General features: G+C 61.2%; 10 protein-coding genes. 7 read left to right on the forward strand and 3 right to left on the reverse strand.

Features of this window, described 5'->3' with window-relative positions:
• Positions 1-275: 275 nt before the first annotated feature.
• Together ACIREA_RS11610 and ACIREA_RS11615 are read right to left on the reverse strand one after the other, a co-directional pair.
• Positions 276-956 (reverse strand): hypothetical protein, encoded by a 681-nt coding sequence (locus tag ACIREA_RS11610; protein WP_397382440.1) that lies wholly within the window; start codon positions 954-956, stop codon positions 276-278.
• 101 nt (positions 957-1,057) lie between these two features.
• Positions 1,058-1,780, reverse strand: a complete 723-nt coding sequence (locus ACIREA_RS11615) for a HAMP domain-containing sensor histidine kinase (RefSeq protein WP_294402018.1) — start codon at positions 1,778-1,780, stop codon at positions 1,058-1,060.
• A 189-nt stretch (positions 1,781-1,969) separates the two neighbouring features.
• Here ACIREA_RS11615 and ACIREA_RS11620 point away from each other — a divergent pair, with 189 nt between their 5' ends.
• The 6 genes from ACIREA_RS11620 (at position 1,970) to ACIREA_RS11645 (ending at position 11,616) form a co-directional block, all read left to right on the forward strand.
• The gene (locus ACIREA_RS11620; RefSeq protein WP_397382441.1) at positions 1,970-2,863 is read left to right on the forward strand and encodes an ABC transporter ATP-binding protein; all 894 of its coding nucleotides are present in this window, start codon (positions 1,970-1,972) and stop codon (positions 2,861-2,863) included.
• Positions 2,860-3,705, forward strand: a complete 846-nt coding sequence (locus ACIREA_RS11625; RefSeq protein ID WP_397382442.1) for an ABC transporter permease — start codon at positions 2,860-2,862, stop codon at positions 3,703-3,705. Before ACIREA_RS11620 ends, ACIREA_RS11625 begins: the two co-directional genes overlap by 4 nt.
• A complete protein-coding gene (gene panC, locus ACIREA_RS11630) occupies positions 3,702-4,550 on the forward strand; it encodes a pantoate--beta-alanine ligase (RefSeq protein ID WP_397382443.1) in 849 nt (282 codons plus the stop codon). The genes ACIREA_RS11625 and panC overlap by 4 nt, the downstream gene beginning before the upstream one ends.
• A 131-nt stretch (positions 4,551-4,681) precedes the next feature.
• Positions 4,682-5,011, forward strand: coding sequence for a hypothetical protein (locus ACIREA_RS11635; RefSeq protein ID WP_397382444.1), 330 nt, complete (start codon positions 4,682-4,684; stop codon positions 5,009-5,011).
• Positions 5,012-5,688: 677 nt separating this feature from the next.
• Entirely contained in the window at positions 5,689-8,751 is a 3,063-nt protein-coding gene (locus ACIREA_RS11640) for a DUF1553 domain-containing protein (RefSeq protein ID WP_397382445.1), read from the forward strand.
• A 660-nt stretch (positions 8,752-9,411) separates the two neighbouring features.
• A complete protein-coding gene (locus tag ACIREA_RS11645; protein ID WP_397382446.1) occupies positions 9,412-11,616 on the forward strand; it encodes a copper-transporting P-type ATPase in 2,205 nt (734 codons plus the stop codon).
• A gap of 20 nt (positions 11,617-11,636) precedes the next feature.
• On the opposite strand, the gene ACIREA_RS11650 is transcribed toward ACIREA_RS11645, so the two are convergent.
• Positions 11,637-12,821 (reverse strand): hypothetical protein, encoded by a 1,185-nt coding sequence (locus tag ACIREA_RS11650; protein ID WP_397382447.1) that lies wholly within the window; start codon positions 12,819-12,821, stop codon positions 11,637-11,639.
• Between the two features lie 213 nt (positions 12,822-13,034).
• Here ACIREA_RS11650 and ACIREA_RS11655 point away from each other — a divergent pair.
• Positions 13,035-15,232 (forward strand): protein kinase (locus ACIREA_RS11655; RefSeq protein WP_397382448.1); only part of this gene is annotated, 2,198 nt, incomplete at its 3' end.

Raw genomic sequence — 15,232 nt, forward strand, 5'->3', positions numbered from 1 at the left:
CATCCGGGTAGATGTGCAGCACCCGGCACTCGTAGAATGACCTGCCGTCACGTGTCGTGATCGTGCCGTAGTTCTTCGGAGCAGCGCTGGCCGGAAGCACGCTGAGCAGCAGGGCGGCGAACAGAACAGATCGTTTCATGAGAGACCTCCAAAGGGTGATGTTCAATACGACAACGAAGGCCGTGCCGCCGTTGCATCTAAATTAAACGTCCAAACTCAAAAAACATTCAGCCGCATCTCAAACCATCGGGCCGCCCGAAGCACTCACTCCTCACTCAATAGTTAGGATGCAGGCCACTAAAACCGCACCCACCGGTACCGATGTGGATGCCCTGGCCGAGATTCCATGGGACAATGACCGTAGGGGGGCAGACCTGTCCAGAATAGCTGTGTCCCCCATACGAGTAGCCGCTATAGGGTTGGCAATAGCTGATGCCCGAAGAGTATCCGCCGGAATAATACCCGCTGCCATAGTAGCCAAAGCGCGAGTAGCTGCTTCTACTTCTACTGGAAGACCGACTTACCACGGCCCGACTGGCGATCGGGCCGCTCCCCCGCGAAAGCGTTTGCGGACTAGTGACTGCTACAGACGTAGCCGCAAGGCGGCTGGCCTCAGCAAGCTTCGCATCCATCAGTCGTTCCTGCGCCACAATCTCCTGCTGTTTCTGCCGTTCCTGCCCGGCTTTGCGCAAAGCCGCCTGTTCCTTTTGATATTCGGCCTCTGCCTTCGGATCGTGGTGGAATTTACTGCGCAGGCTCTCGGGAAGCTCTGCGAAGGGAATTTTGACCGCTCCATCCCGGTGCGCGAAGGTCACCCCATCGGGATAGAGGTGCATGAACTGACACTCGTGATAAGACTTGCCGTAACGTGTCGTGATCGTGCCGTAATTCTTCGGCGCGGCACCAGCCGGAAGCACGCTGAGCAGCAGGGCGGCGAAGAGAACAGGTCGTTTCATGAGTAATCTTCAAAGGTGGATGTTGAAAGAAGATAACGTAAGTAGAGTCCTCGTCGCATCTAAATTAAACGTCAAAACTCAAAAAACATTCAGCCGAGGTCCTAGACCATCGGGCAGCTCAGCCAGAACGTGGTCGTGTTGTTCTCAGAAGCCACGCCCAGCTGGATGTTCATCTGATGGCTCAGCATCGCCGCAATCGTCAGCCCCAGGCCGAGGTGATTGCTGTTCTTGGAACCATGGAACGGACGGAAAACCTCCTGAATCTTCTCCGGCGCGATCTGGGATCCGGTGTTGCTCACCAGAATGTCCACCCGGCGCTGTTCAGCCGGGGTGATCGTGCCCGGACCGCAGATCTTCAGCGCGCAGCGGCCACCACCCTTGGCGGCGGCTTCAGCGGCGTTTTTCAGCAGCTCGGTCAGGATGTCTTTGAACTTCGTCGGATCCACCAGGATCGGCGGCAGGCCGGCCTGCACATCCGCTTCCAGCTGCACGCCCTCCTTTTGAAACGGCTCCATCACCGCGCCTTCAATGACGGGAAGGTATTCGTTCAAACCGAGTGACTGCGGCGTGATCTTCGCACAGCCGCCGGCGGAGCGAATGCGCTCGCTCAGATTGGTCACACCCAGGGATGCCTCGCGGATGTGCTGCATGTTTTCACTCACACCCGGATCCAAGTCGTCCGTCATCAAAATCAGGCTGCTGAAGCCCTGGATCACCGCCAGCAGGTTGTTCAGCTTGTGGGTAAGCCCACGCAGCAGTTCCTGGTGAAAGCCTTCGCTGTGTTCTTGGCCGAGATTGAGGGTCGTGGGGAAATAAAACTGCATGGCAAAAAGAGGGGCGTGGACAGGCCGCAGTAATGCAGTCGGCCAGCCACGGTGTAAACGCGAATTTGGCGACTTCTTCTGCGCAGAGTGTCTAGGACGAACTTCCAAGCTCGCTCCCCAGCGCATTCTATTCCGGAAATCGCTATAAAAACTCGCATCCGCAGCGGCATCTCGCCACTATCGCACTCCATGGCACTCCTCGAAGTACGACACCTCACCAAGCGCTGGCCCACCGGGCGGCTCGCTCTGGATGACGTCGGCTTCGAAGTCCGCGAAGGCGAGATCCTCGGCCTCCTCGGCCACAACGGCGCCGGCAAGAGCACCATCATGGGCATCACCCTCGGCATGGTGCGCCCGGACATGGGGGAGGTCCGCATCGGCGGCCGCAGCGTTCAGCAAAATCGCGGCGCTGCCCTCCAGCAGATCGGCGCCATCTACGAAGCCGCCGTGTTTTACGATTACCTCAGCGGCTGGCAAAACCTCCGCGTCCTCTGCTCCCTCTCAGGCTGGTGGGACGAGGCCGAGGTGAAACGCGTCGTGCAGATGGTCAATCTCACCCGCGCCATCCAGCAAAAAACCGCCACCTACAGCCACGGCATGCGCCAGCGTCTCGCCCTCGCCCAGGCCCTGCTGCCCCAGCCCAAGATCCTCCTCCTCGACGAACCCACCGACGGCCTCGACCCCGAAGGCATCCGCGAGTTCCGCGAGCTCATCCTCCACCTGCGCAAGCACCACGGCATGACCATCATGCTCAATTCCCATCTCCTCGGCGAAGTCGAGCAGATGTGTGATCGCTGCGTCATCCTCAAGGACGGCAAAAAAGTCTTCGAAGGCCCCGTCCCCTCGCAGGAAAAATCCCGCCGCATCTTTCAGCTCGACACCAACGACATCGGCCTCGCCCGCGAAGTCCTCGACCGCTGCGGTGCCACCATGGACAAACACGGCATCGTCGAAGTCCCGCTCAACATGGAGCCCCATGAACTCGTCACCGCACTCGTGAATGGCAAAGTGCAGGTCAACACCTGGCTGTCGCATCGCCCCACCCTCGAAGACCTCTACATGGGACTCTCCTCCAAATCATGACGCTCTTCTTCCAGCAGTGGTATGGCGAGCTCCTGAAGCTCTTCGCACGCCGGCGCACCTACATCGGCTTCGGTGCCTTCATAGCGCTCGAGATACTCATCCTGCTGCTCATCAAAAAATTCGGCATGGGGCCGATTCAGAAAGCCATCGTCGGTTCGGGCCAGAGCTTTGAGTACTACTTCTCTGCCCTCACCGTGGCCAGCACCATCATGGGTTTCGCCATCTTCCTGCTCGGGGCCTTGTTCCTCACCCTCGTTGCCGGCGACATCGTCGCCAAGGAAGGGGAGGATGGTCACATGCGGTTGCTGCTCGCACGGCCCGTCAGCCGTTTCCGCCTGCTGCTTCTCAAGTACCTCACCTGCAGCGCCTACGCGTTCTTTCTGGTGCAGTTCTTCGCATGGACTTCATTTCTCCTCGGCCTCATCCTGCGCGGCTGGGGCGGCGGTTATTTCGCCATCGTGCCTGAAGTCTCCGTGTTCGCATTCTATGACTGGGGCCCTGGCTTGCAGCGCTACGCACTGAGTTCTCTCTACCTTGGCCTCAGCATGACGGCGGTCAGCAGCATCGCGTTTTTTCTCTCCTGCTTCCGCATCAAGCCCGCCGCCGCCACCATCGGCGCTTTGACCTACATCCTGGTGGACTTCATCATGCGCAACAGCGGCTTCATGGACAACTACCAGCATCTGCTCGTGACCAAGCACATGTCCGTGTGGGGACGCATTCTCGCAGAAAACATCGACTGGCCCCTCATCTGGCGTGGCTATGCCGTCATCTTCGCCGTAAACGTTACGCTCTTTACCCTGGGCTATGCCGTGTTTGAATCCAGAGACTTAAAATCATGAACGTCATCAACAACATCCGCCAGCTTCGTTCCTGGAGCACCATCAACAAAGGCACGCGCTGCGTCTTCGTGCCCACCATGGGCGCCTTGCACGATGGTCATGCCGCTCTCATCCGTGCCGCACGGGAGATCGCCGGCCAGAACGGCAATGTCGCCGTCAGCATCTTCGTCAATCCTCTCCAGTTTGGTCCCGGCGAAGACTTCAGCAAATACCCCCGCACCCTCATCGAGGACCTCAGCATCTGCCGTGACAACGGAGCGGACATGATCTTCGCGCCCAAGGCCGAGGATCTTTATCCCGCAGATCGCAGCATCGCCCTCTACGAGACCAGCCTCTCAAAGCTGCTCTGTGGCGCCAGCCGCCCGGGCCATTTCGAAGGCGTCTGCACCATCGTCGCCAAGCTCTTCAATCTCGTTCAGTGCGACGACGCCGTCTTTGGCAAAAAAGACTACCAGCAGTTCGCCATCATCCGCCGTCTCGTGCGCGACCTCGATTTCAATGTCGTGCTGCATGGCATCGAGACCGTCCGTGAAGCCGACGGCCTCGCCATGAGCAGTCGCAATCGCTACCTGACCCCCGAAGAACGCACCGAAGCCCCCGCACTCCGCGCGGCACTAGTGGCCGCGCGTGATGCCTGGAAAAACGGCGAGCGTGAACCCGCCGCTCTGGAACGTCTCATCACCCAGATCATCCAGGACAAGGCTCCATCCAGCCGCATCGACTACGTGGCATCCGCAGATGCCACGACTCTGCAGCCTGTGTCCGCCACCACCGAACTCGTGGTCATTGCCGTCGCCGTCTTCTTCGGTACCACCCGTCTCATCGACAACATCGAATTGAAGTAAGCAACGAATCGCTGAATAAGACCATGCACCTCAGTCCTCTTCAGGAAAATCTCTGCGGCGTTCCCGCCTCTGCGGTGTAAATCAGTATCTCAGTAAGGCGGACACTCCAGTCCGTCGCTTCTCCGTTCTCCATGTCCGAATCCCTCTCCAGTCACAGCGCCGAAGGCTACGACCTCGAAGTCGTCCGCAGCGTCTGGAGTCTCGCCCAGGTCATTCCTGGCAACGACCCCGAAGTCTGGCGCAAAGACGAATTCGGTGCCTGGATTCACCGCACCGACTACCGCAACCGCCATTCCGACTTCGGCTGGGAAATTGCCGACTACGGCTACAGCCGCCGCAGCATGGGCCTCGCCTCCCTGCGTCCCATGCAGTGGCAAAATTACCTCGACTTCATGGTCGCCGCCCGCAACCAAGCCGTCGTCACCGCCGACGGCCTCCGCAACGCCCGCCGCCTCTTGTAGTAGAACCATCGAGAATCGGTGACTGGGTGACATGAACAGCATTCGTTTAATGATATGCATCAAGTGCAGTGAACACTGAGCCGCCAGTGCTCGCGCCAGCTTTTTGGAGTGCGGTCGCGCAGATGCACGGCGCAAGCCTGCATCGGAGCCACCGCTTTCGCGGGGTAAAGAATGCGCTTCGTCCTTAACCCGCTGTCCAGTTTGCGAAAGCGACCTCGCGCCCAACTTTGCCGCACACATACCCGCTGTGCTTCATTTCCAAGACGCTGTCGCATTCGTATCAGTGCTACGCCATAATGCCAGCATCAGGCGAGTTGTGGGATGGGTGTGGCGATAGCCCACCCGTCTCCGAGCGTTCGGCAAACACACCTCGCTCCAATAGCCCCACTGAAAGCTCACTGGGCCTCTTCCTCGGCACAATCACCGCCAATCCAGCGTGAAGTGGTCCGCACTCTCCGAGTGCGGTTCGTTCGCAGTCCCCAAAACGCCCGCCTGCTTTGAGTGCGCAGTTCGGCGTTCGCTTCACGGCTGCGCAGCAGCCCATCCAGATGGAGCGCGGGTCTCCGAACCCGCAGCACTCCGCCCCCGCACGGCGCTCCGCTATTCCAACCACCTCCCCCCATCTGCGTTCCATCAAGGTCGAAAGTCCGCCCCCCGCGCATCGTTCATACACCAGCATGCTCCGTCTCGCCCTCATCGCGCTGCTCACCACAGCCACCCTTCACGCCGCAGGCACCGACTTCTCCAAGGACGTCTATCCCGTCCTCCAGCGCGCCTGCTTCGAATGCCACGGCCCCGAGCACCACAAAGCCGACCTCCGCCTCGACACCGCCTCGCCTCAGCACCTCAAAATCGGCACCGATCTCCTCCGCCGCGTCGCTTTGCCCAAGGAAGACAAGGACGCCATGCCCAAACGCGGCGACCGCCTCACCACCGCCGAAATCTCCCACCTCCGCGCTTGGATCGCCGCAGGCGCCCAGTGGCCCGATAAACTCGAAACCCTCCAGCACTGGAGCTACATCCCTCCCCAGCGCCCCGCCTTGCCCGCCGTCAAAAACCAGTCTTGGCCCCAGAACGAGATCGACCGCTTCATCCTCGCCAAACTCGAAGCCAACAACCTCACTCCATCGCCCCCCGCCTCTCCCGAAACCCTCATCCGCCGCCTCTCCCTCGACCTCACCGGCCTCCCCCCGACCCCCGCCGAAGTCGATACCTTCCTCAAAGAGCACTCCAAGAATCCAGCCTCCAGCATCGAGCAACTAGCCACCCGCCTCCTCGCCTCCGATCAGTTCGGCGTCCGCTGGGCCCGCCCCTGGCTCGACCTCGCCCGCTACGCCGACTCCCACGGCTTCCAGCGCGATGACCTCCGCGAAGTCTGGGCCTGGCGCGACTGGGTGGTGAACGCCCTCAATGCCAACATGCCCTTCGATCAGTTCACCCTCGAACAAATCGCCGGCGATCTCCTGCCCAACGCCACGCCCGAACAAATCATCGCCACCGGCTTTCATCGCTGCACCCCCACCAACGTCGAAGCCGGCACCGAGCCCGAAGAAAGCCGCATCAATCAGGTCATCGACCGCGTCAACACCACCGGCGCCGTCTGGCTCGGCACCACGCTCGAATGCGCCCAGTGCCACAATCACAAATACGACCCCTTCAGCCAGCGCGACTACTACTCACTCCTCGCCTACTACAACAACACCGAGAAAGAGGCAGAGCGCACCAATCCCACCACCCCCGGCTCCATTCAGTTCAAAGGCTCGCCCTTCAAAATCCGCGACACCGGTGGCGATGCCCAGCGCGAGCAGCTCGCCGCGCAGATGAAGTCCCTGAATGCGCAGCTCGCCGCTTATCAAAAGCAGGTCACCAGCACCGGCAAACCCTCCGGCAAAAGCGCCTCATCAAGCGCCGTCAAAGCCCTCAAACCCACCGCCTTCATCACCGAGAGCGATGCCGAGTCCGAACTCCAGCCCGACGGCAGCGTCCTTCTCACCGGCCCCGCCCCCGACAAAGACACCTACACCTTCGAAACCGACCTCACCGCCGGAGATCTCAGCGGCCTCATGCTCGAAACCCTCACCCACGCCTCCATCCCCGGCGATGGGCCGGGAAGGGGTGGAGTCAACCGCCCCAATTTCGTCCTCCACTCCTTCGACTGCACCCTCACCACCCCCGACGGCAAAACGCAGCCGCTGACCTTCAAGACCGCCTACGCCGACTATTCGCAAAAAGGCTACGAAGTCACCAGCCTCGTCACCAAGACCGGCAGATCCGCCTGGGCCATCGGCCAGCGCTTTCACGAACCCCACTGGGCCGCCTTTGAACTCCAGCAGCCCGTGACGATCACTCCCGGCACCAAGCTCAGTATCCGCATGGCGCAAAATTTCGGCAACGGCCTCGTCATCGGCTGCCTGCGCATTTCCAGCATCGCAGGCAGTGTCGCCGCCTGCCTCCCCGAAGTCGAAGCGCCCGCGCCCGTCGTTCAAAAGGAGCGCAAAGGCAAAGCCGCCCCCGCACCGCTCTCCAAAGACCCCGAACTCGCCAAACTCGAAAAACAAAAGATCGCACTGCAAAAGCAGATCTCCGCCCTCGCCACCCCCACCACCGAGGTCATGCGCGAACTCCCCCAGCCGCGCATGAGCGCCATTTTCAAACGCGGCGTTTACACCGATCCCGCGGACCCCGTCACCGCCTCCGTCCCGGCCATCTTCAACACCCACCTCAACGGCCCGCCCAACCGCATCACCCTCGGCAAATGGCTCGCCAGCCGCGCCAACCCCCTCGTCGCCCGCGTCACCGTCAACCGCTGGTGGGCCGAGCTCTTCGGCGCCGGCATCGTCTCCACCCTCGAAGACTTCGGCATCAAAGGCGCGCCCCCCACCCACCCCGAACTCCTCGACTGGCTCGCCACCGAGTTCGCGGACAATGGCTGGAACATGAAGCACCTCCTCAAAAAAATCGTCCTCAGCGCCACCTACCAGCAAAGCAGCTCCATCCCCGCTTTGGCCACCCAGGCTCCGTCTCCGGAAATCATAAATCATAAATCAAAAATCATAAATTCCGTCTCAGTCGACCCCTCCAACTCCCTCCTCTGGCACGGCCCTCGCTTTCGCCTCGACGCCGAAACCATCCGCGACAACGCCCTCGCCATCTCCGGCCTCCTCAATCTCAAACAGGGCGGCACCCCCATTCGCCCGCCCCAGCCCGATGGCCTCTGGCAGAAAGTCGGCGGCCAGCAGTACAACTACGTCGTCAGCCCCGGAGCCGAGCAGTACCGCCGCGGCCTCTACGTCGTGCTCAAGCGCGGCTCGCCCTATCCCAGCTTCATGAATTTCGACGCCAGCGCCCGCATGGCCTGCGTCGTGCGCCGTTCCCGCAGCAACACTCCACTTCAAGCCCTCACCCTCCTCAACGATCCCGTTTACGTCGGAGCCACCCGGGCCTTCGCCAAACGCATCATCGTCGAATCCCCCAGCACCGACCTCGACTCCCGCCTCCATCACGCCTTCCGCCTCGCTCTGGCACGCGCACCCAAACCAAAAGAACTCGTCGTCCTCAAAGCCCTCTGGGAAACCCAGTTCGAAACCGCCAAAACAGACCCCAAAGCCACCCAGGAACTCAGCGTCGGCGTCGAACTCCCCAAAAACCTCCCACCCGCCGAGTTCGCCGCCTGGTACGCCGCCTGGTACGCCGTCGCCAGCGCCATCCTCAATCTCGACGAATGCATCACCAAAAGCTGACGTCAGATCCCCCGCCTGACAAGTGTCAGGCTCGAATGAGCCTTCCCAAAGGCATCTGTCTCTCATGACTGCGCCTGCGCAGATGGATTGGAGTACGATAGACACTCCTGTCTGTCGATCAGCGCTTTCGAATCCCCCCAGACCTTCGGTCCATGTCCATGGCTCACAGCAGCCATCTCGCCGGAATTGAGTTTTGTGATAAACCCCGGGCACGCGCATGCCCAGCGCTGGTGGGGCTGGCTGTCCTCAGCCAGCCGCCGTCGAAGCCCAAGATCTTCGAGCAAGAAACAGCCTGCTAAAAGGAAATGAGTTTTGGAAACTGCTATAAACCACGCGACAGCGTTTTGGAGTGCGGTCGCGCAGATGCAAGGCGCAAGCCTGCATCGTAGCTACCGCTTTCGCAGGCTATTTAATGGTCTCCGTCCTCAACACTCCATCCAGCCACCCAAAGCTTCGTCCCGCCAAGCCTGCCGCACGCATCATACGCACCGCAGTCCGCAGCATACGTTTTGTAGTACCTGCTTTAGCAGGTTCCGGACGCGCCAGCCAGCACCTCCTGTCGCAACACATCCCCCGTACCCCTAAACCCCGGACCAGACACACCTTTCGCCAAAAATCGGCTGGTGATGGCGTTGTTTGTGCGGCTACCTTACCACCGCGATGCTTCCCAACGCACCCACACCCTGCCCGCACTGCTCCTCGCACGAGGCGCAGCCAGCCGCTGCTGTGAAGGAAACCCTGGCACCAGCAGCCTACATTTGCCCGATGTGCGCGGGCGTCCGTTCCGACAAACCGGGTGCTTGTCCAATGTGCGGCATGGCTCTGGAAAAAAATCCGCTCGCCCATCGCAACGAACCCGAATGCTGTGGCGATGGCGGTGACGATGAAGTCAACGATCTCTGGTGGCGCGTGCGCTGGAGCACCGCGATGACCGCCCCGGTGGTCCTCCTTTCCATGGGCATGGACCTGCCCGTCATCCGCGACATCCCCCACGACGCCTCCGGCTGGATGCAGTTCGTCTGGGCCACGCCCGTCGTCTTCTGGGTCGGCTGGCCGCTGCTGGTGCGCTTTGCCAATTCGCTGCGCACCCTGCGCTTCAACATGTTCACGCTCATCGGCCTCGGCGTTCTCGCCGCATGGCTCTACAGCACCGTCGCACTTGCGGCCCCGAACCTGTTTCCGCACGCTGCCACCCACGGCGGCATGGTGCTCTACTTTGAAAGCGCCGCCGTCATCACCGTCCTCGTCCTGATCGGCCAGCTCCTCGAACTCCGCGCCCGCAAGGCCACCGGCTCCGCCATTCGCGCCTTGATGAATCTCGCGCCCAAAACCGCGCTGCTCATTCGCAATGGCGAGGAAATCGAAACACCCGTGGATGACATTCAAATCGGCGATGTCCTGCGCATCAAACCCGGCGCACGCATTCCCGTCGATGGCAGCGTGACCGAAGGCAGCTCCACCGTGGATGAGTCCATGCTCACCGGCGAATCCATGCCACAGAAAAAGGAGGCGAACGCCGCAGTCACCGGCGGCACGGTGAATGGCAGTGGCACCTTCCTCATGCGTGCGGACCGCGTCGGCGCAAACACCCTCCTGAGTCAGATCGTGGAAATGACCGCCAAGGCGCAGTCCAGTCGCGCGCCCGTGCAGCGTCTCGCAGACCGCGTCTCCGCCTGGTTCGTTCCCGCAGTCGTGGGCGTGGCTGCCCTCACCTTCCTCCTCTGGTGGCAGTTTGGCCCGCAGCCCTCCTTTGCCTTTGCCGTGGTCAATGCCGTCGCGGTGCTGATCATCGCCTGCCCCTGCGCCCTCGGTCTGGCCACGCCGATGGCCGTCACCGTGGGCCTTGGTCGCGGCGCGCAGCTGGGCGTGCTCATCAAGAACGCCGAAACTCTCGAACGCCTGCACGAGATCGACATCGTGATGCTCGACAAAACCGGCACCCTCACCGAGGGCAAACCCTCAGTCACAGAAGTCTTCCCACTCCCCGGCCTCTCCGCCCGCGATCTCCTCGCCTGCGCCGCCGCTGTCGAATCCATGAGCGAGCACCCCCTCGCCACCGCCATCGTGAATGCCGCGAAGGAGCGCAACATCCCCATCGCTGCCGTCACCGATTTCCAGTCCATCACCGGCGGCGGCGTGCTGGGAAATGTCGGTGACAGCGAAGTCTTCATCGGCCAGGAGGCCTTCTTGAAAAAGAACGGCGTCTTCGTCAGCGCCGAATGCCACGCCCACTCGGTAAAAATGCAGGAAGAGGGCTGCACCGTCGTGGTCGTCGTGCTCAACGAGAAGCCGCTCGGCCTCATCGCCATCAAGGACAAGATCAAGGAGTCCGCCCCGCCAGCCATCGCCGCGCTGCACGCACTCGGTTTGAAATTGCAGATGATCACCGGAGACGCTCTCGCCACCGCGCAGCGCGTCGCCAAAGATCTGAACATTGACGAAGTCGCCGCCGAGGTCTCCCCCAAGGAAAAACTGCTCCACGTCTATCAGGCACGCGGCAAGGACCGCCACGTCGCCTTCGCCGGAGACGGCATCAATGACGCTCCCGCCCTTGCCGCCGCCGATGTTGGCATTGCCATGGGCACCGGCACCGAAGTCGCCATTCAAAGCGCCGCCGTCACCCTGGTGAAGGGAGACCTCCGCGCCCTCCATCAGGCCTTCGCCCTCAGCCATGCCACCATGAAGGTCATCCGCCAGAACCTCATGTTCGCGTTTCTATACAACGGCCTGGGCATCCCCCTCGCCGCCGGCATCCTCTATCCCTTCACCGGCTGGCTGCTCAATCCCATGATCGCCAGTGTGGCCATGTCCTTGAGCAGCGTGTCAGTGATTTTAAACAGCCTGCGCCTGCGGCAGTTCAAGTAACAGCGTTGCACCGCTCGCGGTCACATCACAAAAATCGACGTCACCAGTTTCCGATCACTCACCTTTTCAGGTTTGGAGCTTCCGTCCTTCTGCACAAATACACCCGCGCCGTTGGAAAAATAAACCGTTTCATTCGCGCCCACCGCATAGGCCATGACGCCTTCGCAGACGACTTGGGCTTCACCATCGGGCACATGCCGCATCAGCTGCCAGTTGCGCGGCACAAAATGGCTCAGCTCATTCTGCGCGGCATGCTTCATGGCCTTCTCCATGTTCACCCAGCGACCATGCAGAAACACAGCCTTGGGGTCAGCCGCCTGCGGTTGCGGAGGCCTGCCTGCCGTTTGCAAAGGCTTGCCCGAAAACAACATCGAGAACACATTCAAAAAGCCGAAAACAGCCCTCACCAGTCGGAAGGGAAACAGAACGATGTCTTTCAGAATGTTCCAAAACGACGGCGTATGAAAGGGCTCATACGGCCTGCGCAGATAGTAAAGCGTTCCCTCCGGTGAGAACGAGGGGCAGAGAAAATCATACCGCACATCCTCCACCACGGTTTCCATGTCTCCGGAGTCCAGATTCAAACGATGCAAGGTCGCCGGTCCCAGTCCTGCCCACGCATGGGTTTGCGCATGACGGGCAATGCCGCACGTCTGATAGACCAAAGACCGCGCATTTCCCGGCTCCCACACAGGAAAGGTGTCCAGCGAGTCCCCCTCAGTCAGTTCCATCAGTCCCCCGCCGCCAGCCTCAGGTTTGAACAGGCAGATGCGGCTCACGCCATGGTCCTGCGCGGCCGTCAGCAGCCATTCGGGACTCTCTTCATTTCGGCGCGTGGAGATCGAACTGAAACGATGTTTCGGACCATGCAGCAGCCGGCGTTCGTACTTCTCGCCCGGGTTGTATTCAAACAGTGCACGAACCTCATTCGCATCGATCGCATAGCACACGTGCCCGTCCTGACTGCCTGCACAGGAAAACTCGCTGCGGAAAGTATCTTCGACACTGGCCGGTTCGGCAGAAGGCAGACCTCCCCGCATAAATCCCGCACCACTTCCACCGCCCCGAAAACCCTGCCGATCCTGCACACTCTGCAGCCGCTTCTTCAGATTGGTGGAAAATTCCGAAACGATCTCCTCCTCGCGTCCGCCCGTCGTTTTGAGATAAAGCCTGCCGTTGGAAATGTAGCCAATTTGCGGATTCATGAAGAATGTTCGTATGGAAACTTTGCGGACAAAAGATGATCGCATGCAAACACAAGCCAATGAAAGGGTCCAACCTTTTTGCTTCTCCCGGCTTACAAGGCTTGCCCGCACCCCGGTTCTCTGAAACATTGCCCCCGTATTTCCTCTCCACCCGTGAACCCTGATCCGGCCAAGCCAGCTCCACACTCACCCTCAAACGAGGATGCGAAGTTCATGCCACCCGCTGAGGCACCGACAGGAATGATCACCTTGGGGCCGGAGGACGTGACCATCGCGATTCCCAATCTCAAGCCGGTGACCCCGCCGGTCACGCCCAAGCCTCCCGCTCCCGAGCCACCCACCGGCAATATCACCCTGGGCCCTGAAGATCAGACCATCGCCATCCCCAATCCCAGCCGCAGCCTGCCAGCGGCCACGATGGGCAGCGGATCAAATCAAAAATTTTCGCCCCCTTTGGGCACCGGCAATATCACGCTCGGCCCAGAGGATCAGACCATCGCCATCTCAACCGGCAGACCTGGCACACTTCCCGGTGCCGCCACGCTTCCCGGCGCGTCCACCATGCCGAGCCACGGCGGCCTCCCTGCCGCCACGGCAGGTTCCATGGCCTCCATGGGCACCACGTCCAAGCCGCGCTCCCACATGGAGTCCCTCACCGGCAACGACGGCTGGATCGGCGATCGCTACCGTCTGCTCGACAAGCTCGGCGAAGGCGGCTTCGGCGTCGTCTATCGCGCCGAGCAGGTGAAGCCCATCCACCGCATCGTCGCCATCAAGATCGTCAAGGCCGGTGTCGCATCGGCGGACATCCTCGGCCGTTTCGCCATTGAGCAGCGCACGCTCGCCATCATGGAGCACCCAAACATCGCCCGCATTCTGGACGCGGGCGAGACAGACATCGGTGCCCCGTTTTTCGTCATGGAGATGGTCAAAGGCCGCTCCATCACCAGCTACTGCAAGCAGAACGATCTCAATCTGCGCCAGCGCCTCGCCCTCTTCATTCCGGTCTGTCGCGCCGTGAATCACGCCCATCAAAAAGGCATCATCCATCGCGACATCAAGCCCGGCAATATCATGGTCATGGACGAAGCCGGCAAGGCCGTCCCAAAAGTCATCGACTTCGGCATCGCCAAAGTCATGGAAGGCGAAGGCTCCGGCCACACCATCGCCACCGGCGTTGATCAACTCGTCGGCACCCCCGGCTACATCAGCCCGGAGCAGATCGAAAACGGCAGCTCGCATGTCGATACCCGCTCAGACGTCTATGCCCTCGGCGGCGTCTTCTTTGAACTGATCTGCGGCCGCGCTCTCATCACTCCTTCGGACATCGCTTCAAAGCCCATCCACGTGCTGCTGCGCGATCTCGCGGAGAAAGATCCCCCCAAGCCCTCCACCATCGAGCCCACCGTCCAGGGAGACCTCGACTGGATCGCCCTCAAGGCCCTCGAACGTGACCCCGACCGCCGCTACGGCAGCGCCGACGATCTCGCCGACGACATCACGCGCTACCTCAGCTTCGAGCCCATCACCGCGCGTCCGCCCAGCAGAAGTTACCTCATCGCCCGGTTCGTTCGCCGTCATCGTGTCGGCGTCGCCGCCGCCATCGCCATCTCCCTCGCCGTGCTCATCGGCGGCATCACCAGCACCGCCCTGTATTTCAAAGCGGAGCGCAACCGCGTCGAAGCCGAGCTCGGCCGCGAAAACCTCAAAAAATCCTTCAGCCGTTCCGACGAGCAGATGGCCCGCCAGTTCTCCGAGCGCGGTCAGTACAACGACGCCGTCGCCTATCTCACGCGCTCGTTGCGCACCGATCCAGCCAACGAACTCTCCTCCACCAATCTCCTCTCGCTCCTGGCAAACGTTCACCTCATTCGTCCGGACACCGCACCTCTCGCGCTGCCGGAAGGAACCGTGGAAGCCGCCAAGGTCGCCGTCAGTCGTGAGGCAAACAAAGTCATCGCAGCCTCCTTCCTCAAGCCCAAGGCCACCCCCGGCCAGGTGGCCGTGCGCGCACCCCGCCGTGAAATCATCTCCATCTGGGACATGAAAACCGGCGAGCGCACCGATCATCCCGTCCCGCCCGGCGTGGAGATCACCTGCCTCGATGTCACCCCCGACGGCCAGCAGGTCGTCGTCGCACGCGACGATGGCAACGTCGAGCTCTGGACCCTCAAAGACGGCAAGCGCCGCACTCTCCAGCCGCGCATGCCAAACATCGTCACCTGCATCGCCTTCTCCGGCAACGGCACCAAGCTCCTCGCCGGCAGTGAAGTCGATGCCGCCGACATGGGCTCCATTCACCTCTGGGACCTCCGCCAGCCGCAGGAACCCGCCGTCGTCATGAAGCAAAAAGGAGCCGTCGGCGAGATCGCCGTGGACAACGACGGCGTCTTCGCCGCCTCCATTTTCAG

The sequence above is a fragment of the Prosthecobacter sp. genome, from assembly GCF_044373815.1.
Taxonomy (GTDB): Bacteria; Verrucomicrobiota; Verrucomicrobiia; order Verrucomicrobiales; family Verrucomicrobiaceae; genus Prosthecobacter.

Bases quoted from the DNA above. Each gene is read 5' to 3' on its own strand.
- ACIREA_RS11610 (WP_397382440.1), bottom strand. From the start codon at position 956: ATGAAACGACCTGTTCTCTTCGCCGCCCTGCTGCTCAGCGTGCTTCCG.
- ACIREA_RS11615 (WP_294402018.1), bottom strand. From the start codon at position 1,780: ATGCAGTTTTATTTCCCCACGACCCTCAATCTCGGCCAAGAACACAGC.
- ACIREA_RS11620 (WP_397382441.1), top strand. From the start codon at position 1,970: ATGGCACTCCTCGAAGTACGACACCTCACCAAGCGCTGGCCCACCGGG.
- ACIREA_RS11625 (WP_397382442.1), top strand. From the start codon at position 2,860: ATGACGCTCTTCTTCCAGCAGTGGTATGGCGAGCTCCTGAAGCTCTTC.
- panC (WP_397382443.1), top strand. From the start codon at position 3,702: ATGAACGTCATCAACAACATCCGCCAGCTTCGTTCCTGGAGCACCATC.
- ACIREA_RS11635 (WP_397382444.1), top strand. From the start codon at position 4,682: ATGTCCGAATCCCTCTCCAGTCACAGCGCCGAAGGCTACGACCTCGAA.
- ACIREA_RS11640 (WP_397382445.1), top strand. From the start codon at position 5,689: ATGCTCCGTCTCGCCCTCATCGCGCTGCTCACCACAGCCACCCTTCAC.
- ACIREA_RS11645 (WP_397382446.1), top strand. From the start codon at position 9,412: ATGCTTCCCAACGCACCCACACCCTGCCCGCACTGCTCCTCGCACGAG.
- ACIREA_RS11650 (WP_397382447.1), bottom strand. From the start codon at position 12,821: ATGAATCCGCAAATTGGCTACATTTCCAACGGCAGGCTTTATCTCAAA.